Source organism: Paraburkholderia sp. LEh10, assembly GCF_017814945.1.
Taxonomy (GTDB): Bacteria; Pseudomonadota; Gammaproteobacteria; order Burkholderiales; family Burkholderiaceae; genus Paraburkholderia.
Genome location: NZ_JAGIPX010000008.1, coordinates 126,526 through 151,125, shown reverse-complemented (window position 1 = coordinate 151,125; position 24,600 = coordinate 126,526). Strand labels below are relative to the sequence as shown.

The 24,600-nt window shown below is 62.4% G+C and carries 23 protein-coding genes and 1 pseudogene; 17 read left to right on the top strand and 7 right to left on the bottom strand.

Annotated elements, in window-relative coordinates; translation table 11 throughout:
• Positions 1 to 155: 155 nt before the first annotated feature.
• Together rbfA and truB are read left to right on the top strand one after the other, a co-directional pair.
• On the top strand, positions 156 to 521 hold the full coding sequence (gene rbfA / locus J8I87_RS09375; RefSeq protein WP_209931171.1) for a 30S ribosome-binding factor RbfA: 366 nt from the start codon (positions 156 to 158) through the stop codon (positions 519 to 521).
• Between the two features lie 24 nt (positions 522 to 545).
• On the top strand, positions 546 to 1,481 hold the full coding sequence (gene truB / locus J8I87_RS09370) for a tRNA pseudouridine(55) synthase TruB (protein ID WP_209931170.1): 936 nt from the start codon (positions 546 to 548) through the stop codon (positions 1,479 to 1,481).
• 179 nt (positions 1,482 to 1,660) lie between these two features.
• On the opposite strand, the gene smpB is transcribed toward truB, so the two are convergent.
• Entirely contained in the window at positions 1,661 to 2,107 is a 447-nt protein-coding gene (smpB, locus tag J8I87_RS09365) for an SsrA-binding protein SmpB (RefSeq protein WP_209931169.1), read from the bottom strand.
• 131 nt (positions 2,108 to 2,238) lie between these two features.
• Between smpB and J8I87_RS09360 the strand changes: the two genes are divergently transcribed.
• The gene (locus J8I87_RS09360; RefSeq protein WP_209931168.1) at positions 2,239 to 2,676 is read left to right on the top strand and encodes a type II toxin-antitoxin system RatA family toxin; all 438 of its coding nucleotides are present in this window, start codon (positions 2,239 to 2,241) and stop codon (positions 2,674 to 2,676) included.
• Positions 2,673 to 3,005: an RnfH family protein gene (locus J8I87_RS09355; protein WP_209931167.1), complete on the top strand. Its 333-nt coding sequence runs from the start codon at positions 2,673 to 2,675 to the stop codon at positions 3,003 to 3,005. Before J8I87_RS09360 ends, J8I87_RS09355 begins: the two co-directional genes overlap by 4 nt.
• A gap of 268 nt (positions 3,006 to 3,273) precedes the next feature.
• Here the strand turns inward: J8I87_RS09355 and J8I87_RS09350 are convergent, their stop codons facing one another.
• Positions 3,274 to 4,248, bottom strand: coding sequence for a DMT family transporter (locus tag J8I87_RS09350; RefSeq protein ID WP_209931225.1), 975 nt, complete (start codon positions 4,246 to 4,248; stop codon positions 3,274 to 3,276).
• 285 nt (positions 4,249 to 4,533) lie between these two features.
• Between J8I87_RS09350 and guaB the strand changes: the two genes are divergently transcribed.
• From guaB to J8I87_RS09320, 6 genes are all read left to right on the top strand, one after another.
• The gene (gene guaB, locus J8I87_RS09345; protein ID WP_209931166.1) at positions 4,534 to 5,994 is read left to right on the top strand and encodes an IMP dehydrogenase; all 1,461 of its coding nucleotides are present in this window, start codon (positions 4,534 to 4,536) and stop codon (positions 5,992 to 5,994) included.
• A gap of 6 nt (positions 5,995 to 6,000) precedes the next feature.
• Positions 6,001 to 6,801, top strand: a complete 801-nt coding sequence (locus J8I87_RS09340; RefSeq protein WP_209931165.1) for a hypothetical protein — start codon at positions 6,001 to 6,003, stop codon at positions 6,799 to 6,801.
• Positions 6,794 to 7,027 (top strand): hypothetical protein, encoded by a 234-nt coding sequence (locus J8I87_RS09335; protein ID WP_209931164.1) that lies wholly within the window; start codon positions 6,794 to 6,796, stop codon positions 7,025 to 7,027. Before J8I87_RS09340 ends, J8I87_RS09335 begins: the two co-directional genes overlap by 8 nt.
• Positions 7,020 to 8,603 (top strand): glutamine-hydrolyzing GMP synthase, encoded by a 1,584-nt coding sequence (gene guaA / locus J8I87_RS09330; RefSeq protein ID WP_209931163.1) that lies wholly within the window; start codon positions 7,020 to 7,022, stop codon positions 8,601 to 8,603. The genes J8I87_RS09335 and guaA overlap by 8 nt, the downstream gene beginning before the upstream one ends.
• 509 nt (positions 8,604 to 9,112) lie before the next feature.
• Positions 9,113 to 9,715 (top strand): DUF1326 domain-containing protein, encoded by a 603-nt coding sequence (locus J8I87_RS09325; protein ID WP_209931162.1) that lies wholly within the window; start codon positions 9,113 to 9,115, stop codon positions 9,713 to 9,715.
• A gap of 2 nt (positions 9,716 to 9,717) precedes the next feature.
• The gene (locus J8I87_RS09320; RefSeq protein WP_209931161.1) at positions 9,718 to 10,509 is read left to right on the top strand and encodes a DUF2182 domain-containing protein; all 792 of its coding nucleotides are present in this window, start codon (positions 9,718 to 9,720) and stop codon (positions 10,507 to 10,509) included.
• A gap of 338 nt (positions 10,510 to 10,847) precedes the next feature.
• On the opposite strand, the gene J8I87_RS09315 is transcribed toward J8I87_RS09320, so the two are convergent.
• The 3 genes and pseudogenes from J8I87_RS09315 to J8I87_RS46280 form a co-directional block, all read right to left on the bottom strand.
• Entirely contained in the window at positions 10,848 to 11,246 is a 399-nt protein-coding gene (locus J8I87_RS09315; protein ID WP_209931160.1) for a GFA family protein, read from the bottom strand.
• Positions 11,247 to 11,830: 584 nt separating this feature from the next.
• The gene (locus J8I87_RS09310; protein ID WP_209931159.1) at positions 11,831 to 12,094 is read right to left on the bottom strand and encodes a hypothetical protein; all 264 of its coding nucleotides are present in this window, start codon (positions 12,092 to 12,094) and stop codon (positions 11,831 to 11,833) included.
• A gap of 257 nt (positions 12,095 to 12,351) precedes the next feature.
• Positions 12,352 to 12,552 (bottom strand): annotated as a pseudogene (locus J8I87_RS46280) (transglutaminase domain-containing protein); the annotation flags it as partial.
• A 270-nt stretch (positions 12,553 to 12,822) separates the two neighbouring features.
• On the opposite strand from J8I87_RS46280, the gene J8I87_RS09300 reads away from it, so the two are divergent.
• The gene (locus J8I87_RS09300) at positions 12,823 to 13,128 is read left to right on the top strand and encodes a hypothetical protein (protein ID WP_209931157.1); all 306 of its coding nucleotides are present in this window, start codon (positions 12,823 to 12,825) and stop codon (positions 13,126 to 13,128) included.
• Between the two features lie 294 nt (positions 13,129 to 13,422).
• Here the strand turns inward: J8I87_RS09300 and J8I87_RS09295 are convergent, their stop codons facing one another.
• On the bottom strand, positions 13,423 to 14,034 hold the full coding sequence (locus tag J8I87_RS09295) for an HPP family protein (RefSeq protein WP_209931156.1): 612 nt from the start codon (positions 14,032 to 14,034) through the stop codon (positions 13,423 to 13,425).
• A gap of 157 nt (positions 14,035 to 14,191) precedes the next feature.
• On the opposite strand from J8I87_RS09295, the gene J8I87_RS09290 reads away from it, so the two are divergent.
• The 5 genes from J8I87_RS09290 (at position 14,192) to J8I87_RS09270 (ending at position 22,184) form a co-directional block, all read left to right on the top strand.
• A complete protein-coding gene (locus J8I87_RS09290; protein WP_209931155.1) occupies positions 14,192 to 14,362 on the top strand; it encodes a hypothetical protein in 171 nt (56 codons plus the stop codon).
• A 391-nt stretch (positions 14,363 to 14,753) separates the two neighbouring features.
• Complete coding sequence (locus tag J8I87_RS09285; RefSeq protein WP_209931154.1) at positions 14,754 to 16,898, top strand: hydantoinase/oxoprolinase family protein; 2,145 nt, start codon at positions 14,754 to 14,756, stop codon at positions 16,896 to 16,898.
• Positions 16,899 to 16,917: 19 nt separating this feature from the next.
• On the top strand, positions 16,918 to 19,242 hold the full coding sequence (locus J8I87_RS09280) for a hydantoinase B/oxoprolinase family protein (RefSeq protein WP_209931153.1): 2,325 nt from the start codon (positions 16,918 to 16,920) through the stop codon (positions 19,240 to 19,242).
• 38 nt (positions 19,243 to 19,280) lie between these two features.
• Entirely contained in the window at positions 19,281 to 19,787 is a 507-nt protein-coding gene (locus tag J8I87_RS09275; protein WP_209931152.1) for an acetone carboxylase subunit gamma, read from the top strand.
• A gap of 345 nt (positions 19,788 to 20,132) precedes the next feature.
• Positions 20,133 to 22,184, top strand: a complete 2,052-nt coding sequence (locus J8I87_RS09270) for a sigma-54-dependent Fis family transcriptional regulator (RefSeq protein WP_245253809.1) — start codon at positions 20,133 to 20,135, stop codon at positions 22,182 to 22,184.
• Here J8I87_RS09270 and J8I87_RS09265 read toward each other — a convergent pair.
• The gene (locus J8I87_RS09265; protein WP_209931151.1) at positions 22,173 to 22,334 is read right to left on the bottom strand and encodes a hypothetical protein; all 162 of its coding nucleotides are present in this window, start codon (positions 22,332 to 22,334) and stop codon (positions 22,173 to 22,175) included. The two genes, J8I87_RS09270 and J8I87_RS09265, sit on opposite strands and share 12 nt — an antisense overlap.
• A 625-nt stretch (positions 22,335 to 22,959) precedes the next feature.
• On the opposite strand from J8I87_RS09265, the gene J8I87_RS09260 reads away from it, so the two are divergent.
• Positions 22,960 to 24,507 carry a tetratricopeptide repeat protein gene (locus J8I87_RS09260; RefSeq protein WP_209931150.1) on the top strand — a complete coding sequence of 516 codons (1,548 nt, stop codon included), beginning with the start codon at positions 22,960 to 22,962 and terminating at the stop codon, positions 24,505 to 24,507.
• Positions 24,508 to 24,600 lie beyond the last annotated feature (93 nt).

Genomic DNA, 24,600 nt, shown 5'->3' with positions numbered 1-24,600 from the left:
CGTGCGCATGAGGGGCGGGGCGGGCGCTGAAGCCCATTCCCGCCCCTTTGTTTTTGTATCGACTGTTTTGTCGTGTTTGCGTGGGACTGCGTGGCTCGCTGCCGCCGAACGCGCGAACACTTTGCTCGTCCGGCAGCCCGGAACACGGATTCACCATGCCTAAAAAACGTACGTCTCCCAATCGGAATGTGCAGATCGCTGATCAGATTCAGCGCGACCTGTCCGAACTGCTGCGCGAGGTCAAAGACCCGCGCATCGGCATCGTCACGATTCAAAGCGTCGAATTGACGCCTGATTACGCGCACGCGAAAGTCTACTTCACGACGCTGACAGGCGATCCGCATCAGACGCAGGACGCGCTCAATCACGCGGCGGGCCATCTGCACAATCAGCTCTTCAAGCGTCTGCATATCCATACGGTGCCGACGCTGCATTTCCATTACGACAAGACGATCGAGCGCGCGGTTGAAATGTCGCGCCTGATCGACGAGGCGAATGCGACGCGCGCGAAAGACGACTGAACGCAGGTCGAGGCACGCGCACATATGACTCAGAATCAACGTCCCAAGGTGCCGCGCCGCGCGCTAGATGGCGTGTTGCTGCTGGACAAGCCCGTCGGCCTGTCGAGCAACGACGCGCTGATTCGCGCGAAGCGCCTGTATCTCGCGAAGAAGGCGGGACACACAGGCACGCTCGACCCGCTCGCGTCGGGCCTGCTGCCCCTGTGTTTCGGCGAGGCGACGAAGTTTTCGCAAGATCTTCTGGACGCGGACAAAACGTACGAAGCGACGATGCGTCTCGGCGTTCGCACCACGACGGGCGACGCGGAGGGCGAAGCAATCGGGACGCGCGAGCTCACGTGCGATCAGGCCGCCGTCGAACAGGCGCTTGCGACGTTCCGCGGCGACATCGTCCAGGTTCCGCCGATGTACTCGGCGCTCAAGCGCGACGGCAAGCCCTTATACGAGTACGCGCGCGCGGGGCAGACCGTCGAGCGCGAAGGGCGCCAGGTGACGATTCACACGCTGGAACTCATCGCGTGTGCGTTGCCCGACGTGACGTTTCGCGTGACGTGCAGCAAGGGCACGTATGTCCGCACGCTGGCCGAGGATATCGGCGAAGCGCTTGGCTGCGGCGCGCATCTGGTGATGCTGCGGCGCACGGGCGTCGGCACGTTGACGCTGGCGCATTCGGTGACGCTCGACGCATTGTCCGACGCCACGGAAAGCGAGCGCGATGCATGGCTTCAGCCCGTCGACGCGCTGCTGTCGACGTTTCCTCGCGTGCAGCTCGACGTCGAAGCGACGCGCCGTTTTCTGCACGGCCAGCGTTTGCGGCTCGCCGATCTCGCTGTCGACAATGAATTGCGGCAGGCGGAGCGCGCGCGGGTTTATTCGTGCGAGGACAAATTGCTGGGCGTCGCAAGAGTGACGGAGGGAGTGCTCGCGCCGGAGCGTCTTATCGTGGCGGCGGTGAAATAGTTATCGGTTTTGCCCGTCGCGGGCATCCGCGAAAGCGGCACCGCAAGCGGGGTAACGCTTGCGCCGCCACGCACGCCGCTGGATGCCTGCGCGACGGCAAAACGACCGGGTAGCGACGCGAGGACATATGCACGAAGCGCCGCCATAAAACCAACCCGTTGCGCGGCGCGGCGGCAGGATCAGACGGGCGTGCGCATCAGCCGCGCCTTCTCCCGTTCCCAGTCGCGCTTCTTCTCGGTCTCGCGTTTGTCGTGCAGCTTCTTGCCCTTCGCAAGGCCGATTTCGCATTTCACGCGGCCGTTCTTGTAATGAAAGTTCAGCGGCACGAGCGTGTAGCCACGCTGCTCGACCTTGCCGATCAGCTTGCTGATCTCTTCCGCGTGCAGCAGCAGCTTGCGCGTGCGGACGGGGTCCGGCTTGATGTGCGTCGATGCTTCGGGCAGCGGGCTGATATGCGTGCCGATCAGAAACAGCTCGGCGTTCCTGATGACGACGTAGCCTTCCTTGATCTGCCCGCGCCCGGCGCGCAGCGCCTTGACTTCCCAGCCCTCCAGCACGAGCCCCGCCTCGTAACGCTCTTCGATCGAATAATCGAAGAACGCTTTTCTGTTGTCGATGATGCTCATGAATGGAAACTGGCCAACTCGTTTAAAATCACGATTTTAGCAAAGCGGGGCGTCGAAAACCCGCCGCGGTGTCATTCAGTCGTCACGCGCCAGCTATTTTCTACTCACCGTTGCCACGCGCTGTTCAATTTATGGCAGATGTCCAGAAAACCGTGTTGATACGCCACTCGGCGGAACAGATGTTCGACCTCGTCACCGATGTCGCCGACTACCCCAATTTCCTTCCGTGGTGTGGCGGCGTCGAGATCCGCCGCCAGGAAGAAAACCTGATGGAGGCGAAGATCGACATCAACTTCAAGGGCATCAAGCAGCACTTCGCGACGCACAACACCCAGGAGCGGCCGACGCGAATCGACATGGAATTCGCCGACGGTCCGTTTCGCAAGTTCACGGGCTACTGGCGCTTCACGCCGCTGCGCGCGGATGCGTGCAAGATCGAATTCGCGCTGCACTACGAATTTGCGAGCATCCTGCTGGAGAAAATCATCGGGCCGGTGTTCAACCACATCGCGAATACTTTCGTCGAATCGTTCGTAAAGCGCGCTGATCAGCGCTATGGCAAGGCATGAGCGCAATACTGACCATCGAAGTCTGCTATGCGCTGCCGCACGCGCAGACGCTGATCGAACTCCAGTTGCCACAAGGCTCGACGGTTCAGCAGGCCATCGACGCGAGCGGGATTCTCACGCGTCATCCGGAAATCGATCTGGGCAAGCAAAGGGTCGGCGTGTTCGGCAAGATCAGGCCGCTCGACGCCGCGCTCGCGGATCGCGACCGTGTCGAGATCTACCGGCCGCTGATCGTCGATCCGAAAGTGGCGCGGCAACGGCGCGTCGAGAAGTCGCGCCAGGAAGGATCCGTGGAGGGGCGCAAGTGGCTGCCTAAAGATTCCCGCTGAGATCCCGACGAGATTCCCGCAGACGATTCCCACTGAGATTCCCGACGAGATTCCCGGAGGCGATTCCCGGAGGCGATTCCCGCAGGCGATTCCCGGAGGCAATTCCCGCAGATTCCCAGCGGATTCTCCGCTGAATTCCGCGATTTCCGCCTGGCCGATTCCAGCCGTCGCGCAGCCCTCAACGCTGCCATCCAGATGCAAACGGCGCACTGTGTCGAACGGCGCGCCGTTTTTGTTTGCATCTGACGCGGGGCAGGCCGCGCGGCGCTCAGTGCACGGCCGCCTGAGCCTTTTCTTCGAGCGTGGAGCGGTCGGAGTCGTCGCCGGCGTGCTGGCGCACCGACCAGCTGACGCCCGCGACGAGCAGCACGATCGCGGACAGTTCAAGCGGACGAGGCATCCGGTGGTCGTAGATGAATGCGTAGAGGAGCGCGAACAGCGTCTCGAAGACGATCAGCTGGCCCGACAACGTGAGCGGCAGACGCTTGGACGCCGCGTTCCACAAGCCGTTGCCGAGCCACGACGCGCCGATCGCGAGTACCAGGTTCAGCAGCCAGAACAGATGCCAGCGGGCAGCGACGTGCGACGTATCGACCGCGCCCGACGGCAGCACCGCCACGACGAGCCACAGGAGCGCGCCGAGCAGCCCTGTCACGACGCCCCACAGCACCGACCATTCGTTGCCGCTGAAATGCGTGTGGCGCTGCAGATAGCGGGCATTTTCGACGGCGAACCACGTCCAGCACGCGAGCGCGCCGACGGCGCAGGCGAGGCCGACGAGCTTCGTCGCGATCGTGCCAGGCGTGGCGCCCGCGGAACTGAACACGTCGACGTTGATGCACGCAATGCCGGCGACGACGAGCGCGAGCGGCCACACGAGCCGCGCGAGCGGGACCGCGCCGTGATCGCGCCGTCCAAGCAGCGTCACCGTGACGGGCAGCACGCCGACGATCAGCGAAGATGGCGCGATGCCGATGAGGTGAATGGCGCCCGTCAGCAGCAGGTAATAGAGCAGATTGCCCGCGAGCGCGAGCCTGACGAGCGCGTTCAGGTCTTCGCGGGTGAGCCGGCGCAGCAGCGAGCGCGCCGACGGCAGCGCGGCGACGAGCGAGACCACGCCGTACATCACATAGCGGCCCGCGCTCAGCAGCACGGGCGAAAAATCGGGCAACAGGCGCGGCACCAGAAACACCATGCCCCATAACGCTCCCGCCAACATCCCATACACCACGCCGCGCTGCATTGCCTGCCCCAAATCGAAAACCTGAAAGTGCGCGAAGCATAGCCGGTCGGACGCGTCCACGTCTTGTTCGATTCTGCACTTTCCATGGATTCGCCTATGCTGACGAAAGCGGGTGCGCTCGAACGAGCAAACGAAACGCGTTCGAACGAGAGCCGAACGCAGAAGCGAAATCTGACGTTCGTTCGACTCGAAAAAACTGTGAACAAATTCGCTAACTGACTGTTCGCGCAGTGAAAACCGGGGAGGTATCGCGTATAATTCGCTTTTGCGCCTATAGGATTTGCCATGCGTCTGATCCAAAAAGCACTCACGTTCGATGACGTGCTCCTCGTCCCGGCCTTCTCCGACGTTCTGCCGCGCGACACCAGCCTCAAAACCCGGCTGACCCGCAACATTTCCCTCAATATGCCGCTCGTGTCCGCCGCGATGGACACCGTTACGGAAGCCCGCCTCGCGATTGCGATGGCGCAGATGGGCGGCGTCGGCATCATCCACAAGAATCTGTCGCCGGCCGAACAGGCTCGCGAAGTCGCGAAGGTCAAGCGTTTCGAATCGGGCGTCGTGCGTGATCCGATCACCGTCCCGCCGCAAATGAAAGTGTGCGACGTGATCGCGCTGTCGCGCCAGCATGGCATTTCGGGTTTCCCCGTCGTCGAAGGCTCGCAGCTGATCGGCATCGTGACGAACCGCGACCTGCGCTTCGAAACCCGTCTGGAAGAGCCCGTGCGCACGATCATGACGCCGCGCGAGCGCCTCGTGACGGTCAAGGAAGGCACGCCGCTCGCCGAAGCGAAGGCGCTGATGCACAGCCACCGTCTGGAGCGCGTGCTGGTCGTCAACGACGCGTTCGAACTGCGCGGCCTGATGACCGTAAAGGACATCACGAAGCAGACGGAGCACCCGGACGCCTGTAAGGACGAGCACGGCAAGCTGCGCGCAGGCGCCGCTGTCGGCGTCGGCCCGGACAACGAAGAGCGCGTGTCGCTGCTGGTGCAGGCGGGCGTGGACGTGGTCGTCGTCGATACCGCGCACGGCCATAGCAAGGGCGTGCTGGAACGTGTCCAGTGGGTCAAGAAGAACTTCCCGCACGTCGAGGTGATCGGCGGCAACATCGCGACGGCTGACGCGGCCAAGGCGCTCGTCGAGTACGGCGCGGACGGCGTGAAGGTCGGCATCGGCCCGGGCTCGATCTGCACGACGCGTATCGTCGCGGGTGTCGGCGTGCCGCAGATCTCGGCGATCGCGAACGTGTCGGCGGCGCTCAAGGGCTCGGGTGTCCCTGTGATCGCGGACGGCGGCGTGCGCTTCTCCGGAGACGTCAGCAAGGCGCTGGCGGCGGGCGCGAATGCCGTGATGATGGGCAGCATGTTCGCCGGCACGGAAGAGTCGCCGGGCGACGTGTTCCTGTATCAGGGCCGCCAGTACAAGTCGTATCGCGGCATGGGCTCCGTTGGCGCGATGAAGGACGGCGCGGCCGACCGCTACTTCCAGGACAACTCCGCGAACATCGACAAGCTGGTGCCGGAAGGCATCGAAGGCCGCGTTGCCTACAAGGGCTCCGTCGGCGCGATCCTGTTCCAGCTGATCGGCGGCGTGCGCGCGTCGATGGGCTATTGCGGCTGCCGCACGATCGACGAACTGCACGAGAAGGCCGAGTTCGTCGAGATCACGGCGGCGGGGATGCGCGAATCGCACGTGCATGACGTGCAGATCACGAAGGAAGCGCCCAACTACCACGTGGACTGATCGCCGATGAAGCCGCTGCTGCGTGCCGTACTGATCATCGATGCGTTGTTGCTGCTGGCGTTCGGGCTGCTGTTCTTGCTCACGCCATGGAAATCGTTGTACGACGCGCTGCAGCTGGTGCAGACGGACCCTGTGCTGGTCGGGCAGGGCGCGGGGGTTGCGCTAATCGGGCTCGCATGGCTCGCGTTGCATGCGTCGATCGACGGCGCGATGACGGCAACGGTGGCGAAGGTCGTCGGCCATGTGAACTGGCTGACGGGCGCGCTGATGCTGGTCTGGCTGGTCGGGCTGCATACGCCGCCAATGACGGGTTTGGGCCAGCTGGCGGCGGCGCTGACGGGCGTCGTGCTGTTCGTGATCGGCCTCGGCGGCGTGAGGCTGGCCAGCGCCGTGCGCCGGCGCGATCGGCTGGCGGCTGCCGCCCTCGCGCAGCGCGCCGGCCGTGCGGCGTCCCGCGACGCCGAAAACGACGCGCGCAAGGCCGGGCGCGAGCGCGAGGCGGCCCGCCCGGGTGTCGTATATCCCGCGAGCGGAGCGCATGTCGAGCCGGCGCCAGGCGCAGCGCGTTCCGTGAATGCGGCGACCACGGTGCGCCCCGTCGAGCCGGGTCTGACAGCGGCTGCGCCGCGCTCCATGATGCCGGAGGCGGCGGCTGCCGCGAGCGAAGACGCGCTGGCCCATGAACGCGCGGCGCAAGCGCACGACGATGCCGCTGCGCGCGAGCGCGCGGCAGCCGCCCGCGACGAAGCCGATGCGCGTGCCGCGCAAGCGAAGTCCGGCACGCCCCGGCCGCCGTTTCATGGCTGACACGCGTCACGTCAAGCTCACTGCCGAAACAACTGGAATCCGTCTGCGCGCAGTTCTTTTATCGGCTTTTCCGACGACGGCTCGCTGCGATGCGCAACCCATGTGGTCGATGGCGTTCAGGCCGTTCGAGCCGGTCCGTTTTGAATACAACGCCGCCTTGTCGCAGTGCGACTCGCGCGGCTTTCCCTATCCGTTCTTTTTAGATTCCGTCCGCTGCCATGCATGACAAGATCCTGATTCTCGACTTCGGTTCGCAAGTCACCCAACTGATCGCACGCCGCATCCGTGAAGCGCACGTGCTGTCGGAAATTCATCCGCACGACGTCAGCGACGAGTTCATCCGCGAATTCAAACCGAAGGGCATCATTCTGTCCGGCGGCCCGAATTCGGTGACGGAGAGCGACACGCCGCGCGCGCCGCAAGCGGTGTTCGAAGCGGGCGTGCCTGTGCTCGGCATCTGCTACGGCATGCAGACGATGGCCGAGCAGCTCGGCGGCAAGGTCGATACCGGCCATCTGCGCGAATTCGGCTACGCGGAAGTGCGCGCGCGCAATCACACGAGCTTCCTCGACGGCATTCAGGACTTCGCGACGCCCGAAGGCCACGGCATGCTGAAGGTGTGGATGAGCCACGGCGACAAGGTGCTGGAGATGCCCGCGGGCTTCCAGCTGATGGCATCGACGGAATCGTGTCCGATCGCCGCGATGGCCGATGAAGCGCGCCATTTCTATGGCCTGCAATGGCACCCGGAAGTCACGCATACGGTGCAGGGCCGCGCGATGCTCGAACGCTTCGTGCTGAAGATCTGCGGCGCGAAGCCCGATTGGGAAATGGGCAACTACATCGACGAAGCCGTCGAGAACATCCGTAAGCAGGTCGGCGACGAGCACGTGATTCTGGGCCTGTCGGGCGGCGTGGATTCGTCGGTGGCGGCGGCGCTGTTGCATCGCGCGATCGGCGATCAGCTGACCTGTGTGTTCGTCGATCACGGCCTGCTGCGCCTGAACGAGGCCGAGCAGGTGATGTCGATGTTCGCGGACAACCTCGGCGTGAAGGTGATCCATGTCGACGCAAGCGAAGCGTTCATGTCGAAGCTCAAAGGCGTGACCGATCCGGAAGCGAAGCGCAAGATCATCGGCGCGGAGTTCGTCGAAGTGTTCCAGGCGGAAGCCGGCAAGCTGACGGACGCGAAATGGCTCGCGCAGGGCACGATCTATCCGGACGTGATCGAGTCGGCGGGTAAGGGCAAAAAGGCTGCGCACACGATCAAGAGCCACCACAACGTCGGCGGGCTGCCGGAAACGCTGAACCTGAAGCTGCTCGAGCCGCTGCGCGAACTCTTCAAGGATGAAGTGCGCGAACTGGGCGTGAAGCTGGGCCTGCCGCCTTCGATGGTGTATCGCCATCCGTTCCCCGGCCCCGGCCTCGGCGTGCGGATTCTCGGCGAAGTGAAGCGCGAGTACGCGGACCTGCTGCGTCGCGCGGACGCGATCTTCATCGAGACGCTGCGCACGTTCATCGACAAGGATACGGACAAGTCGTGGTACGACCTCACGAGTCAGGCGTTCGCGGTGTTCCTGCCGGTGAAGAGCGTGGGCGTGATGGGCGATGGCCGCACGTATGAGTACGTGGTCGCGCTGCGCGCGGTGCAGACGCTCGACTTCATGACCGCGCATTGGGCGCACCTGCCGCACGATCTGCTGGGGCATGTGTCGAACCGGATCATCAACGAAGTGCGCGGTATCAATCGTGTGGTGTACGACATCTCGGGCAAGCCGCCTGCGACGATTGAGTGGGAGTAAGGCGGCAAAAATTATCGCTGTAAATCGAAGGCATACGATATACATCGAATGATTCGCGCGAGTTCGGAGCGGGTGCGTGTTGGCCCGTAAGCCCGGGCAAGTGTACGAAAGCGGCAGGGGTTCGTCGGCGGCGGGGTAAGCCGGAGCGCGGGAAGGGGCGGACATACGCTCGTTACTGCCCCTGTGTACGAACTCCCCGCTTGGCACTTGCAGTGGGCAAACCCAAGCCGCGCATCCGGCCCGCAGCGACCGGCCCGGACCGATTGCCTTGAAATGGTCTTCCAGACCTCGCTTTCCTCTGGTGGTGCGCAAAATAAAGACGCGAGAGCACGCAGCGAATCGCCGTGCTTGCTTGTCCTTCGCAACCCTGACGAAGACGCTGCCTGTTGTATAAGCTGCTTCAATCATCTGCAGCGCCCGTACCTTTGATTCTCGCCCGCTTAACGTCTACAACAAAGGATGGTCGGCGATGTTTTTTCGGCTGGATTCCACCCGCAGACGAGGCGCAAATGAGCTATCAACTGATGGGCAGCATCCTCGAGGTCTGCGAATGCAAGGTGCTGTGTCCGTGCTGGATTGGCGAAGATCCCGATAACGGCATTTGCCGCAGCGCGATCGCTTACCACTATGAGCAAGGCACGATCGACGGCGTCGATGTGTCGGGGGTGACGGTCGCATTCGCGGCATTCATTCCCGGCAACGTGCTGAAAGGCGGGTGGCGCGTCGCGATGTTCGTCGACGCGCGCGCGAGCGATGCGCAATTCGACGCGCTGGTGAGCGTGCACCGCGGCGAACGCGGCGGACCGCTCGCGGATATCGTCAAGTTGATTGGCGAACTGATCTCGATAGAACGCGCGTCGATCGAATACACGGTTGTCGACGGCAAGGGCAGGATGAAGGTCGGGGAAACCATCGAGGCCGAATTGGAGCCATATCGCGGTCCAACCGGCGAGCCGACGAAACTCGTTGAAAGCATCTTCTCGACAATACCCGGATCGCCCGCCTTCGTCGGCCGGGCGAATTCGTTTCGCCTGCGGCACGAAGCGCTCGATCTCGATCTCAACTTGACGGGGCACAACGCCATTCAGGGATCGTTTAGCTTCACGTCGTGAAGATGCGCGTTCGCTCACGGCTTTTTACGTCGCTCTTTGTCGCGTTGACGGCGAGCGCGTGGATCGCGCTTTGGTCGTGGGACGCGGGGCCGTATGCGCGCTATCTGCATCACGTGAGCTGGACCGAGCTGCCGGGCGTCGCCGCGATGTGCCGCGCGGTGCCAGGCGCGGGCATCACGCTCGCGGCGTCACTGCACAGCGTAGCATGGCTGCTGATGATCGCGGCGATGATGCTGCCGACCGCCTTCCCGCTCTTCGATACCTTCAGGCGTATGACGCTTTCGCGCGCAAGCCGGCGCGCCCTGATCGCGTTGCTGATTGCCGGTTACGCGACAGCGTGGTCAGCGTTCGGCCTCGTTGCGCACGCTTTCGATGCAGCGCTCCATCGCCTCGCGGAGCAATCGCCGACGCTGGTCGCGGATGGCTGGTTGATCGGCGCTGCGACCGTCGCGCTGGCGGGCCTCTATCAGTTCAGCAGCCTCAAGCACCGGTGTCTCGACAAATGTCGCTCGCCGCTCATGTTCGTCACTGAGCATTGGCACGGCCGAAGCCCGCGCCGCGAGAGCTTCCTGCTCGGCGTGCGTCACGGCGTCTTCTGCGTCGGCTGCTGCTGGGCGCTGATGTTGCTGATGTTCGCGATCGGCTCAGGAAGCGTCGGCTGGATGCTGGCGCTCGGTGCGATCATGGCGGCCGAAAAGAACATGCGCTGGGGGAGGGCGATCGGCAAGCCGCTCGGCGTCGCGTTGATTGCGTGGTCCGCGTGGATCGTCGTGCAGAACGCCCGCGTTGCCTGACGCGGGTTCCGGGCATCATGTCGCCGGGCGCGGCCTTGCGCCGCGGAAGGCCGATCAAACGACATGCACGGGACCTGTGGCACGCTTTGGCATTCTTTCCATAGTCCGGCCCGGCTGGCCGCTCAAGCCCGCGAGATGCTCTCGGCGTGTATCAAGCGCAGCGTCACCCGCAGGCGTCTTCATGAAACGAAACGTATGACGCAAGCCGGATGGGCAGTACCGCCACGGTTCGATGCGGGCAAGGGATGCCACGAACCGCGTCTTCTTGTGAGCCTCACGTGTTTGATCCATGAGCCAATTGCGGGGCGGCATCAAAGGCAGGATGTATGAATTCGAATTCAGGGTTTGGAATAGCTGCCCGCGTGCTTTGGCAGCGCGTCGGACACATGAATCCACGGCAATTTCTGTGACATCCAGGTATGGTGTTCAGGAGGAACCTGCTCAGGCACGTCGAGACTGCACGTCGATATATCGATCTCGCCGGGGAAATCATCGTGTTGGTAGGTTAGAGGCGTGCCGCAGTCCGGGCAGAACGCTCGCAAGACTGCTTTGCTGCTTGCGAAGCTTCTTGGTTCGCCATCGACGAATCGAAACCCGGATTGCCTGACGCTGAACCAGGCGACGAACGGCGAAGCCGATGCGCGGCGACAGTCCGTGCAGTGGCAGATGGTGGAGTCGAAGGGCGTACCCGAGATCTCATAACGGACCTTTCCGCAAAAGCAGCCGCCTTTGAGCATTGCGCCCTCCGTAGCGAATCAGTCGCCCGCCGCGCAACGATCGTATGCGCCCGGTCATTATAGAGTTCAGCACTAAAGATGCAGTGGTCGATGGCGATGTCGACTGTCAGCGATAAAAAATGACGGCCTCGGCCGACCAGCGTCGCTTTTCGCGTTCGGTAACAAAACTGGCGATGGCGAATTGTGCACGCATATCGGGCGGAAATCGGCCAGGTATGGACGTTTGGGCGCACAGTCGGACAGACGTTTGAACGTCGTGTCCGCCGTCGTAACGGGAATTCGGCCGCGACTACTGTGTGTTCTTCCTGTAGGTGCCCGCTCCAGGTGACCGCATGGAACAGAGGCAGTTGACTCGTGCACGCCGTCATTCGTCCGCAGGCATGGACGGTTATGACCGCCGATCTGCGACGGAACGCACACCGATGCCTTTGAGTCATGCCTTTGAGTCGCAGAACAAAGCCGAAAACGTCGACATTAAATGTCACCATTGCGCTTTTGCATGGATCGTTCTCGCCTCTGTGTCCTCTTCGCCCATGAGTTGGTGATCTACACGGAGCCGCGTAAGAGCGGCGCCAATCAAGCGGTCAAGGGCCAACCCGGTCGTCTATTACACGCTGTGCGGCGCTGAACCCTGTCGTCAAGGCGTCGTCCTCCGTGTCGAAGACGCGGTTTCCATCCGTGACGAGCCGAATCGGTACGCCTATCGGTCTTCTCGGGTCCGCCGTGCAGATGCTCACCACTGCAACGTACCCGACCGGGGGCCCATATGTGAATTCGCTCGACACCGCCCGCACAGACTCAAGCCTTACGGTGACCTCAAAGCCTTTGTACGAGTACGTTTTTTCCATTGATTCACTCCCTGCCTGGCAGACCGCGAGCCGGTCTCTTTCTACGGCACCGTAAACCAAACGCCAGCAACAAAGTTAAAGATGCTGGTCGGAAAAATCAATAGGTTCGGTGCGAAACGGTCGCGCGGATATGCATTGTCCGCAGGCTCTCGCGAGCGCTCGGCATGGTCCCGTTATAGATCACGATTCACAAGGGAGAGTGCGATGACGCAGGAACGGGTTTCGATCGCCTTGTATGGAAACACGGTCGTCAAAAGTTAAGACCGGGCGGCCGTGGGGTTCTCCAAAGGATCGCGGCTTTCGACCTGTCGCGCGCCCTGCTGCAGTCCCGTATTGCGCACGGCCTGCAGGGCCGGCGTGTCGAGCGCGTGGTCGTACAAATATCCCGGCACAAAGCGTGCGGCCGATCCCAGTTCGCGCACCACCTCCATCATCAGCAGCGCGAAATCGCGGCAGGTGCTGCCGCGCCCGCATCATCAACGGATGAAGAGCCGGCCGGAACCGGTGCGCGCCCGCCGTGCTTAGGGGATTTTTGCAGTAGTTGATATATCATCTACATGTGCAAATCGACCCCTGAAATTTGACGCGGTCACGCATTCTAATGCGCGCCTTGACGTCGTAATTTTGCGCTTGAAACAGCAATTAAACCGTCACTGGCGACCTCCTGTCGCATACTAACTTCTTACATTTACAATATAGTTGATATGTCAAGTGTATGAGGAGCAGAATTGAAATCGGCGTTGGCAACACTGGCTGCCGCTGCGGCATGCGTGGCCGGACTGGCTGGCTGCGTGACACCGCAGACATACGACGACGTGCATGTGAGCGACTGGACACGCGAGCGTATCGAGCAGCAGTTTCCTGAAGGGACAACGAAGAAGCACGTTTTCGCGGAGCTGGGTGGCCCCTTCGAAGACCACTCTGGGAATGGCGTCACGCGCTGGGACTACGTCGGTGGCGTATCCAGCCAGCGTCACGTCTGGTTCTTGTTCCGTGACGGAAAGCTGGTCGAGAAGCAATTTGTCAATTTCTGAACGACAACCGCTGCATGAAGGACCTTGCAAGGCAGGGTAAAGATATCTCGATGCCAAGACATTGCCTCACACGTTCCGGTGCGGGATAGGTAGGAACCGCCAGCCGCGAACGGAATCGGGCGTGCGCCGAGCAAGCCATTTATACGATATAAGGCGTCGCTACCGGAAGCAGGTTCAGTCGCATCGACATGCGCAACTTCAAAAGAGAAGACGGCGTCGCCGGTCGGGCATTCGTAAGACGTAACGCATTCCGGCTCAGGCCGACGCGCGTTGACGAGCACTGGCGGCTGGCAACTACCCATGCGTCGATGGCGGTGAAACACGACAACTGACTGGTACGGGAGGGCGAGCGACCTCAAGGATGTCGGATTCCGCCAACGTTCCAACGACGTGACTGCGCCAGTCGAGAACCGTCAGGCAGGCGCTTCGCTCATTCAACAGCAGTAAAAAGGCGGTGCCGAGCGTATCGGTGTCCAGGACAGCACTGACGTCGGTGACCATGATCTCGCTGACACACTGCAGGTCCGTACGCGACGTTGCCAGATACTGCTCCCAGGCAGCAGTCAGTTGTTCGCGCGTCACCATTCCAACGAGATATTGATCGCTGTCCACCACGGGAAACGCGTGCATGCTGTTGAACTCCAGCAGTTCCAACGCGGCTGGCACCAGTGTTTCAGGCGTCACAACGAATGGCGAATGCATGACTTTTTCGCAAGTCAGACGGCTCCAGTCGTCATGGTTGGCCTGCTCGTGCCACGATTTCGTCAATTCGCCCAGCCGCGAATGGTCTGTCCGGTTTTGCGACGCGACCGCGTCCGGTCGTTGAAGACGGGCGCGCGGCGCGTTTCTTCTGAAAGCGGCACGCAACCACCGGTGAATCTTTCCCAAATCTAACATGACGCCCATTCCACAATCCGGCTGGGGCCGACCCTCACTATCTAGCAACTGACGTACCGCCCGTCTTGAGAGACGGAGGGCGACGAAATCCACATGTCGCCGAAATTTTCGCGAATCAAGGTGACGGATATGACGTGTCGATCATCTGCATCCCGAGACCATAACGATGGCTCAGGTGATGCGTGAGTGCCTGGCCAATGCCTTCGGGTTCGACGGGTCTGCCGGGCAGAATCTGAATGCTCTACGCGACGATCTCGAAGCGATCCTTAAAGTGGTCGATGCAAAGTCCCCGCGGACAAAGACGTCAAGGATACCGGCTACGGGCGACGACTTCTGAGCATCGCATTTGATGCACTCGTCATGGTGCGTCCTGGCGCTCGTGTACCTCACTCCCGCGACTCGTTTGAATGGCGGTTTTGCTCCCGCTGAGAGGACGATCTCGCAGCGCTGACCGATACCGCATGACGTGTCCCATGTCACCGACCGACATCCGAACGCCCGACCGATCGAAACCCGGTCATTAACGTTACCAGGCACTCCAGACCGACACATGTCTGTCCCGGCTTGTTCCCGTCCCAGGCCTTGCCACAAGGACGCGTGCTCACGCAGCGGGCGCCGATGGCATGGCAGTTGCGAAAGTCGCCGCGAGCTGTCACCTGAGACGCGGCTAGTGCAGTCTTGCCGCCTCGTGCCGGCTCCTGACAATTCCGACTACTGGAGACAACGATATGGAAGGGCATTCGCAGGTCCAGGTATTGGGCATCGATGCGGGCGGTACGATGACCGACACCTTCTTTGTGCGCGCCGATGGACGATTCGTCGTCGGCAAGGCACAGAGCAACCCCGAGGATGAGTCACTCGCGATCCTCAACTCGTCGCAGGATGCGTTGGCTCACTGGAAGCGCGACGTCGACCAGGTCTATCCGGAGCTCGTCACGTGCGTGTACTCCGGCACTGCGATGCTCAATCGTGTCGTGCAGCGCAAAGGACTCGACGTCGGCCTTCTGGTGAACAAGGGCTTCGAGCATGTTCATTCGATGGGCCGCGCGATCCAGAGTTACCTCGGCTATGCGCTGGAGGAGCGGATCCATCTGAACACCCACCGCTACGACGAGCCGCTCGTGCCGTTGTCGCGAACCCGCGGCGTCACCGAGCGTACCGATGTACAGGGCGATATCGTCATTCCGCTGCGGGAGGGCGAGGTGCGGCAGGCAGCGCGGGAACTCGTCGCGTCCGGGTCGAAGGCCATCGTCATCTGCCTGCTCCAATCCCACAAGAATGGAACCAGCGAGCAGCAGGCACGCGATGTGGTGCGCGACGAACTGAAGGCATTGGGCGTCGATATTCCGGTGTTCGCATCGGTGGATTACTACCCCCAGCGCAAGGAAAGCCACCGGATGAACACGACCGTGCTCGAAGCCTATGCGGCCGAGCCGTCGCGGCAAACGTTGAAGAAGGTCAGCGACCGCTTCCGCAAGCACGGTGCGAAGTTCGATCTGCGCGTGATGGCCACGCACGGCGGCACGATCAGCTGGAAAGCGAAGGAACTCGCGCGCACCATCGTGTCGGGTCCGATCGGCGGCGTGATCGGCTCGAAGCTGCTCGGCGAGGCGCTCGGCTACGACAACATCGCGTGCTCGGATATCGGCGGCACGTCGTTCGACATGGCGCTGATCACGAAAGGCAACTTCGCGATCGCGTCGGACCCCGACATGGCGCGCCTCGTGCTGTCGCTGCCGCTCGTCACGATGGATTCGGTCGGTGCCGGCGCGGGCAGTTTCGTGCGGCTCGATCCGTACAGCGGTGCAATCAAGCTCGGACCGGATAGCGCGGGCTACCGCGTCGGCACCTGCTGGCCGGACAGCGGCCTCACGACCGTCTCGGTCTCCGACTGCCACGTCGTGCTCGGCTATCTGAACCCGGACAACTTCCTTGGCGGGCAGATCAAGCTCGATGTGAAGCGGGCCCGGGAGCATATCAAGGCGCAAATCGCCGACCCGCTCGGACTGTCGGTCGAAGATGCGGCAGCGGGTGTCATCGAACTCCTCGATTTGCAGCTGCGCGAGTATCTGCGCTCGAATGTCAGCGCGAAGGGCTACAACCCGACCGAGTTTGTGTGCTTCTCATACGGCGGCGCGGGTCCCGTTCATACGTATGGATACACGGAAGGCCTGGGCTTCAAGGACGTCATGGTGCCCGCATGGGCGGCCGGCTTTTCGGCATTCGGCTGCGCGTGCGCGGACTTCGAATACCGCTATGACAAGAGTGTCGACCTGGCGCTGCCGCAGTCCGCGCCCGACGACGAAAAGGCCGGCGCTGCGCAAACGATCCAGAAGGCGTGGTCGGAACTCGCCGCCAAGGTCATCGAGGAATTCCGCATCAACGGCTTCAGCGAAAAGGACGTGATTCTGCGTCCGGGCTTCCGGATGCAGTACATGGGCCAGCTCAACGACCTCGAGATCGAATCGCCGGTTGCGGGCGCATCTGGCCCGCAGGACTGGGATCGCATCGTCGAAGCGTTCGAGGATACGTATGGGCGCGTCTACGCGAGTGCGGCGCGTTCTCCGGAGTTGGGCTTCTCCGTCACAGGCGCAATCATGCGCGGCATGGTGGTCACGCAAAAGCCCGTGCTGCCGGAAGACCCTGAGGGCGGTCCGACGCCGCCGAAGGAAGCGCGCGTCGGCACCCGCAAGCTATACCGGCATAAGCAATGGCACGACGCGGCCCTGTGGAAGATGGAGGCGCTCAAGTCCGGCAACGAAATCACCGGGCCCGCGATCATTGAGTCCGATGCGACGACGTTCGTGGTGCCGAAGGGATTCGCGACCACGCTCGACAAGCACCGCCTCTTCCATCTCAGAGAAGTCAAGTAAGCACGCAAGGAGACAAGCGATGAACATGATGTCCAGCCAGGAAGTCGGCTTTGCCGATCTGCTGAAGAACGGTCAGACGCTGAAGCAGTTTCGCGACGCAATTATTGCCCGTACGGCAGGGACGGGTCACTACAACGGTCTCGACCGGCTCGAATTACGCGAGAGCGATCCTATCCGCTACGAGAAAATGTTCTCGAAGTTGCGCGGGGGACTCGTGCATGCACGCGAAACGGCGAAGAAAATCGCCGCAAGTCCCATCGTCGAACAGGAAGGTGAGTTGTGCTTCACGCTGTACAACGCGGCGGGCGACTGCGTGCTCACGTCGACGGGCATTATCATCCACGTGGGCACGATGGGTGCGGCCATCAAGTACATGATCGAAAACAACTGGGAAGCCAACCCCGGCATCCATCCCGGTGACATGTTTACCAATAACGACTGCTCAATCGGCAACGTGCACCCGTGCGACATCGCGACGATCGTGCCGATCTTCTCGGGCGGCAAGCTGGTCGGCTGGGTGGGCGGCGTGACGCACGTCATCGACACGGGCGCGGTGACACCGGGGTCGATGTCGACAGGGCAGGTGCAGCGTTTCGGCGACGGCTACATGATCACTTGCCGCAAGACGGGTGTGAACGACACGCCGCTGCGCGACTGGCTGCACGAAAGCCAGCGCTCGGTGCGCACGCCGAAGTACTGGATTCTCGACGAGCGCACACGCATCGCCGGCTGTCACATGATCCGTGATCTGATCGAGGAAGTGATTGAAGACGAAGGGCTCGACGCTTACGAGAAGTTCAGCTACGAGGGCATCGAGGAAGGGCGCCGCGGGCTGCAGACCCGCATCAAGGCGATGACGCTGCCCGGCAAGTATCGCAAGGTCGCGTTCGTCGATGTGCCGTACAACCATCCTGATGTGCAGACGTCGTCTGCGTTCGCGAAGCTCGACTCGATCATGCATTCCCCCGTGGAAATGGAGATCCGCAAGGACGGCTCGTGGCGTCTGGACTTCGACGGCGCGAGCCGCTGGGGCTGGCACTCGTACAACGCGCACCAGGTTGCGTTCACGAGCGGAATCTGGGTGATGATGACGCAGACGCTCGTGCCCACGCAACGCATCAACGACGGCGCGTACTACGGCACGGAGTTCCATCTGCCCAAGGGCGCGTGGATGAACCCGGACGACCGCCGTACGGGGCACGCATATGCATGGCACTTCCTGGTCTCGGGCTGGAGCGCGATGTGGCGCGGCCTGTCGCAGGCGTACTTCAGCCGCGGCTATCTTGAGGAGGTGAACGCGGGAAACGCCAATACGTCGAACTGGCTTCAGGGCGGCGGCATCAACCAGGACGGCGACATTCACGCTGTCAACAGCTTCGAGGCGTCGTCGTGCGGCACAGGTGCCTGCGCGATCAAGGACGGCCTCAATCATGCCGCCGCGATCTGGAATCCGGAAGGGGACATGGGCGACATCGAAATCTGGGAAATGGCCGAACCCCTGCTGTACCTGGGCCGCAACGTGAAGGCGAATTCGGGCGGCTATGGCAAATACCGCGGCGGCTGCGGATTCGAAACGCTGCGGATGGTCTGGAAGGCGCAGGACTGGACCATGTTCTTCATGGGCAACGGCTATATGAACAGCGACTGGGGCCTGATGGGCGGCTATCCGCCCGCCACGGGCTACCGTTTCGAGGCGCACCGCACGGGACTGAAGGAACGCATCGCGTTGAGCGAGAGCCTGCCGCTCGGCGGAGACACGAATCCCGATTTCCCCGACTACGAGAATCATCTCAACGCGGGTTCGGTCGTCAAACGCGACCAGCAGTGCATGACCACGGAGGATTGCTATAGCAACTACGACCTCTACCTGAACTATCTGCGAGGCGGGCCCGGCTTTGGCGACCCGCTAGACCGCGAGACGGACGCTATCGAGCGCGACCTCAACAATGCGCTGCTGTTGCCGGAATACGCGCAAAAGGTCTATGGCGCCGTTGCGACGAAGGACGCGCATGGCGTATGGAAAGTGGATGCGAAAGAGACGGCGCTACTGCGCGTCGAGATCCGCAACCAACGCCTCGCTCGCTCGCAGCCGACGCGTGAGTGGATGAAGGGCGAACGCGAACGCATCCTCGTCAAGCACGCGTCGACGCAGGTGCGGCACATGTTCGCAACGAGCTTCGGCCTGTCGAAGAAGTTCGAGCAGCAGTTCCGCGCGTTCTGGGAACTGCCTGATTCGTGGACGCTCATCGAAGACGAACTGGACGTGCCGACTTACGGCTCGAGGTTCCGCATGGACCTGTCGAAGATGCCGGATGTCAAGACCGTCGTGCTGGTCGAAGAGTAACGTCGCACGATCCATCGAAATCAACAGAGAGGCTGGAGATGTCAACTTACACGAAGGAACAGGTCAGGAACATGGTCGACGGCAAGCTCGACTGGGACACGACGTTGCGCATGCTGTCGATGCCCAAGGACAGCGAGCGCTTTCAGATGTACATCGACGCATTACAGCAGAAGACGGGCTGGAAAGATCGCATCGTGCTGCCGCTCGCACCGCATCTCTATATCGTGCAACAGTCGGCGACGAAGAAGTGGGTCACGCAGTGCGATTGCGGCCATGTTTTCTGCGACTATCGCGAGAACTGGAAGCTTCACGCAAACATCTTCGTGCGCGAGTCCGAAGAAGCCATGGATGAAGTCTACCCGCGGCTGATGGCGCCTGACACACAATGGCAGGTGTACCGCGAGTACTACTGTCCGACCTGCGGCACGATGCACGATGTCGAAGCTCCGACGCCGTGGTATCCCGTGATCCACGACTTCGAGCCGGATATCGACGCCTTCTACACGGAGTGGGTCAAGCTGCCCGTTCCCGAGCGCGTCGATTGACCTGAGATGTGACGCCGGCACGCCGCCTGCCGTTGGCGGCTTTGCCGGCGCTTTTCGAAGCACGGCGTTCGATTTCCGGCCGTTCGATTTTCGGACGGCCGGATCGTTTTCAGACACTAACGACCAGACGTTGCGGCAGCGAGGAGGCCGTCGGCTTGCCGGGGCGGCTGGCGCAGGCATTGCTTTCAGGAACTGCCGCGACGCCCGAAGGCGGTGCGTATCGGAGTACGATGCACAGGTGGGAGCCCCGCGAACGGCCCTGGCCGGGCATCCTTAAAAAGCTAATGAAAAGGCCGGTTGCACGGCGTCACGGTCCGCATCGACGTGAGCCGTCGGGAGACACACATGCAACAGACAGGCACGCCGATGGACTGGTTTTCCAGTCCGCAGCATGACGCCAGCATCATGGCAGCATGGGAGCATCTGGTAGGCGGAGGCGAATGGCATTCCTCCGACGTGCGCAGTGTCGTTGACGATTCCTGGCAACGCTGCCTCGTTGGCCATGTCAACCCGGGTGTCGACAGGGCGCCGCCTGCCGTCGCCGAAGTCCAGCTGATGCAGTGGCGGGACGCAAGTGCACGGCTTGTCAGTGCGAGCCTCCCCCTGATGCAGCAAACGCGCGAATTGCTGTCGCAGACGGGTACGGTGATGCTGCTCGCCGACCCGGACGGACTGATCCTTCAGCATGAAGGCGACATGCGGATCCTGGAGCCGGCGAGCGAAGTCGGACTGGTACCCGGCTGCAACTGGACTGAACTGAACTGCGGGACCAACGCAATAGGGACTGCGCTCGCGCTCAAGCAGGCCGTGCAGATTCACGGTGCCGAACATTTCTGCGCCGGTATCAAAGGCTGGACCTGTTCTGCCACGGTGATCCGCGATCCGATGGATGGCCATGTACTCGGCGTAATCGACGTGTCCGGTCTCGCGGACACATACAGCCGGTACAGTCTTGCGTTGACGGTATCGCTGGCGGGACGGATCGAAAGCCGTCTGGCGAAGGATGCGATGGAGCGGCGTCTGCGTCTGCTGGATCGCTGTGCTTCCGGGTTTGGGTCACATGTGTCTGACGCAATCCTTGTCGTCGATGACAAGGGGCGGCTCGTCAAGGCGAACCCCCAGGTCGTGCCGGCGCTGCGTCGCCTTGGTTTTGACGTGCATCTCGATGCGGGCTTCGTGTTGCCCGGACTGGACGCGACAGCCGATCATCCTCTGACTGCGAATGCGCCGCCGTGGTTGCACTACGCGCATGTCGAATCGCTGCGTGAAGGCGCGACGGTGTTGGGGTTCGTGGTCGTGATACGAGGGACGGGCAACGTGCGCGGCGCGATGTCGTCGGCAGGCGGGCGCGACAAGTTGCGCAGCGCGTACAGCGGGTCCGGCGCATTCGAGCGGATCATCGGCGACAGCCGCACCTTGCGCGCTGCCGTCGACAAGGCGCGCCAGCTTGCGCCGTCGAAAGTCCCCGTTCTTCTTCTCGGCGATACGGGCGTCGGCAAGGAACTCTTCGCGCAAGGCATCCATCAGGCGAGCGAGCGCGCTGAGGGGCCGTTTGTCGCGCTCAACTGCGGCGGATTGTCGAGAGACATGCTGGCGAGCGAACTGTTCGGATACGCGGAGGGAGCCTTTACGGGCGCGCGCAAGTCGGGGGCGGCCGGCAAGATCGAGGCGGCCGACGGCGGCACGCTTTTCCTCGACGAGATCGGCGAAATGCCGCTTGATATCCAGCCCCATCTGCTGCGTGTTCTCCAGGAAAACGAGATTTACAGGCTTGGGGAAAATACGCCGCGCAAGGTGAATTTCCGGCTCGTCGCCGCCACTCACCGCGACCTGAAAGATGCGATTGCCAAAGGGACGTTCCGAATGGATCTGTTCTACCGGATCGCGGTGACGACGGTGTCGATACCGAGTCTGCGAGAGCGCAGCGACGATCTGCCGACGCTCATCGCGTACTGGCTCGGGCATCTTTGCGATTGTTATGGGTTGCCGCCCAAGTCATTCGACACGCAAGCGTACGCGTGCCTGTTGAATTACGCGTGGCCCGGCAATGTGCGCGAGCTGCGTAATGCGATCGAGGGTGCGCTGCTGCTCGCGGAAGGTAGCACCATAACAGTGGAGAAGTTGCCTGCCGAGGTGGGCGCCGCCGTTCCCACGGCGGTCCAACTTGTGCAACGGGAGTTGGCCGAACCGGTCATGGCGACGGGCGATTCGCTCAAGAACGCGGAAGCCGAACATATTCGTCGCGCGCTTGCTCGCTGCGAAGGCAATCTGACGCGAGCTGCTGCTCAACTGGGCATCGCCAAAAGCACGCTTTACGAAAAGCTCCGCCGATACGACCTCGTTGCCGCCGTGAGCGATGTGCGCAGGCGTGGAACGCCAAGGTGTTCAAATCTGTGACGACGGATGCAGGACATTCAGGATCGCCTCGCTGTCCGGGGTGGGCGACCTGTCCGCGTCAGGGTGGAAACTGCCGTCGTCGCGGTTCAGGCAGCGCGCGCAAGCGTATTGAATGTCGGTCGTGCGATGGGCGGCGGGTACACGCGCCATGATTTGTCGCCGTGTCGGAAAAAGACGATTTCTAAAGCCCTGGAAGGCTGCGATACGCGCACGCACCTGTAGCCAGATACGGGACCGATTGTTCCGGGCACGCGGGAAACGTGAATCGAGATTGCCTGTGCGGAGCCAAACCACTTCTCGACCTGTCTGCGCAGTGAAAATGTATCGTCTTTCATGACCGTCTCCTTGTCGCCTCGCCCCGGTCGGATAGCCTTGCGGCTTCCGTTGCAGTGTTGAAGGGCAGTGCCCCTGCTCATTTAAAAGCAACTGATATGCCCAGCCGATTCGCTGGCGCGATGTGTCGAGGCGGCGCTTTGCGCGGTGGACTGAAGTGAGGACTGCGCGGGCAGATGGACGGCCCAACCGTACGGTTTTCGGTCGTTCGCACGAACATCGGTACGATCTGCGGACACTTGTCGGCTTTCGGCAAGTGAGGCGTCAGTTGTTCGTACGTTTGATGGGACGTCGGACGTCGCCCCCGTTGCGCGCATGTGCGAGCGCACTTTGACATAAGTTCACAGCGCCTTGCCGCCGCAGTGCGATCATCCGGCACATCAACTCGCCGTCGTCGACGGCTCATCAACGACGGTTTCGTCGCGGCGAAGGACATGATCGAATGACGCCATCACAAGACATCGACGGGCTGTACGCCGCGGCCGAGCAGGCTTTTTTTTCCGGCAATCATGACACTGCGCGAACGCATGCCGATGCCGTTCTGCACGCGCAGCCCGAGCATGCCGCGGCGCTGCATCTGCGCGGCCTGATTGCGCTCGAAGCGAAAGAGCCGGGCGGCGCGGCCCACTGGATCGAGCACGCGCTACGCGTGCGGCCCGATCCCATCTTCTGCAACAGCCTCGCCGTCGTGCAGATCCGCTCGGGCGCGCTGGCCGACGGTGCGGCGAGCGCGCAGCGCGGCCTCGAACTGGCGAGCCGTCTCCCCGCCGTGTCGATCGACACATCGGTTCTCGCCTTCAATCTCGGTGTCGCGCTGCAATTGAACGACGACATGGAAGCGGCCGAACAGGCGTACGGCAGCGTGCTCGCCTCGAACCCTGCGCACTCCGGCGCACATAACAATCTCGGACTCGTGCTGAACGCGCTCGGCGATGTCGAGGCGGCGATTGTCCATCATCGGCGCGCATACGAACTCGATCCGTCCAACCTTGAAGCGCGCAGCAACATGGGCCACATGATGCTCGCGGCGGGCCGATATGAAGAGGCGTGGCCGCACTTCGAGTACCGCTGGGCCGCGTTAGGCAACAATCGCGGCGAGCGCGGCGCGCGGCCGTCGGAATTGCCCGTGCCGCAGTGGCTCGGCGGCACGGCGGCCAAGCAGGACGGACGGCTTTTCATCGTGTACGAACAAGGTCTCGGCGACGCGTTGCAGTTCTGCCGCTTCTTTCCACTTGCCCTCAGCCATTTCCCGACGGTCGGCTTCAACTGCCCGCAGCCGTTGCGGCGGCTGTTCGAGGATTCGTTCGGCGCACGCTATCCACAGTTGAAGCTGTTCGACGATATCCCGTCCGACTGGCGCGATTGGGACTGGCATTCGCCGATGCTCTCGCTGCCGATGGCGCTCGGCATTGGTCTGCAGCATCTCGCGTCGGCGCCTTGCCGTTATCTGCGCGCCGACCCGCAGCGCGCCGGCTATTGGCGCGAGCGTCTCGCGCAGGTTGCGCCGCGGGGCGTGCCGAGGGTCGGCATCGTGTGGGCGGGCGGGAAGATCAATGCGCATATGGACGGGATGCGCAGCATCCCGCCGGCGCAGATCGAGCGTCTGCTCGCCTCGCCTCGCGCGCATTGGATCAGCTTGCAGAAAGCGGATGATGCCGCGAAAGAACTCGCGCCCGCGCATCGTCCGAACGTGACCGACTGGATGAGCGAGATCACGGATTTCGCCGATACGGCAGCGCTCGTCGAATCGCTCGATCTGGTGATCGCCGCCGATACATCGGTTGCGCATCTCGCGGCGGCGATGGGCAAGCGCGTGTGGCTGCTGAACCGTTACGCGGGATGCTGGCGTTGGCTGCGCGGGCGCGCCGACAGTCCGTGGTATCCGGGCCTGCGGCTCTTCAATCAGGCCGAGCGCGGCAACTGGGCCGACGTGCTCGCAAAGGTGATCGATGCGCTGGAGGCGGAGTTCTCCGCGCGCGAGCCACACTAGCAACACCAGCGCGCGCCGAAAGCAACACGCGGCGCATACGATGCGCCGCGTTCCTGCGATGCGATCCGCGATGGCGGGCCGCAACGCCGATGC

Coding starts and splice junctions, on each gene's coding strand:
- rbfA (WP_209931171.1), top strand. CDS start 156: ATGCCTAAAAAACGTACGTCTCCCAATCGGAATGTGCAGATCGCTGAT.
- truB (WP_209931170.1), top strand. CDS start 546: ATGACTCAGAATCAACGTCCCAAGGTGCCGCGCCGCGCGCTAGATGGC.
- smpB (WP_209931169.1), bottom strand. CDS start 2,107: ATGAGCATCATCGACAACAGAAAAGCGTTCTTCGATTATTCGATCGAA.
- J8I87_RS09360 (WP_209931168.1), top strand. CDS start 2,239: ATGGCAGATGTCCAGAAAACCGTGTTGATACGCCACTCGGCGGAACAG.
- J8I87_RS09355 (WP_209931167.1), top strand. CDS start 2,673: ATGAGCGCAATACTGACCATCGAAGTCTGCTATGCGCTGCCGCACGCG.
- J8I87_RS09350 (WP_209931225.1), bottom strand. CDS start 4,248: ATGCAGCGCGGCGTGGTGTATGGGATGTTGGCGGGAGCGTTATGGGGC.
- guaB (WP_209931166.1), top strand. CDS start 4,534: ATGCGTCTGATCCAAAAAGCACTCACGTTCGATGACGTGCTCCTCGTC.
- J8I87_RS09340 (WP_209931165.1), top strand. CDS start 6,001: ATGAAGCCGCTGCTGCGTGCCGTACTGATCATCGATGCGTTGTTGCTG.
- J8I87_RS09335 (WP_209931164.1), top strand. CDS start 6,794: ATGGCTGACACGCGTCACGTCAAGCTCACTGCCGAAACAACTGGAATC.
- guaA (WP_209931163.1), top strand. CDS start 7,020: ATGCATGACAAGATCCTGATTCTCGACTTCGGTTCGCAAGTCACCCAA.
- J8I87_RS09325 (WP_209931162.1), top strand. CDS start 9,113: ATGAGCTATCAACTGATGGGCAGCATCCTCGAGGTCTGCGAATGCAAG.
- J8I87_RS09320 (WP_209931161.1), top strand. CDS start 9,718: ATGCGCGTTCGCTCACGGCTTTTTACGTCGCTCTTTGTCGCGTTGACG.
- J8I87_RS09315 (WP_209931160.1), bottom strand. CDS start 11,246: ATGCTCAAAGGCGGCTGCTTTTGCGGAAAGGTCCGTTATGAGATCTCG.
- J8I87_RS09310 (WP_209931159.1), bottom strand. CDS start 12,094: ATGGAAAAAACGTACTCGTACAAAGGCTTTGAGGTCACCGTAAGGCTT.
- J8I87_RS09295 (WP_209931156.1), bottom strand. CDS start 14,034: ATGGGCGTCATGTTAGATTTGGGAAAGATTCACCGGTGGTTGCGTGCC.
- J8I87_RS09290 (WP_209931155.1), top strand. CDS start 14,192: ATGGCTCAGGTGATGCGTGAGTGCCTGGCCAATGCCTTCGGGTTCGAC.
- J8I87_RS09285 (WP_209931154.1), top strand. CDS start 14,754: ATGGAAGGGCATTCGCAGGTCCAGGTATTGGGCATCGATGCGGGCGGT.
- J8I87_RS09280 (WP_209931153.1), top strand. CDS start 16,918: ATGAACATGATGTCCAGCCAGGAAGTCGGCTTTGCCGATCTGCTGAAG.
- J8I87_RS09275 (WP_209931152.1), top strand. CDS start 19,281: ATGTCAACTTACACGAAGGAACAGGTCAGGAACATGGTCGACGGCAAG.
- J8I87_RS09270 (WP_245253809.1), top strand. CDS start 20,133: ATGCAACAGACAGGCACGCCGATGGACTGGTTTTCCAGTCCGCAGCAT.
- J8I87_RS09265 (WP_209931151.1), bottom strand. CDS start 22,334: ATGGCGCGTGTACCCGCCGCCCATCGCACGACCGACATTCAATACGCT.
- J8I87_RS09260 (WP_209931150.1), top strand. CDS start 22,960: ATGACGCCATCACAAGACATCGACGGGCTGTACGCCGCGGCCGAGCAG.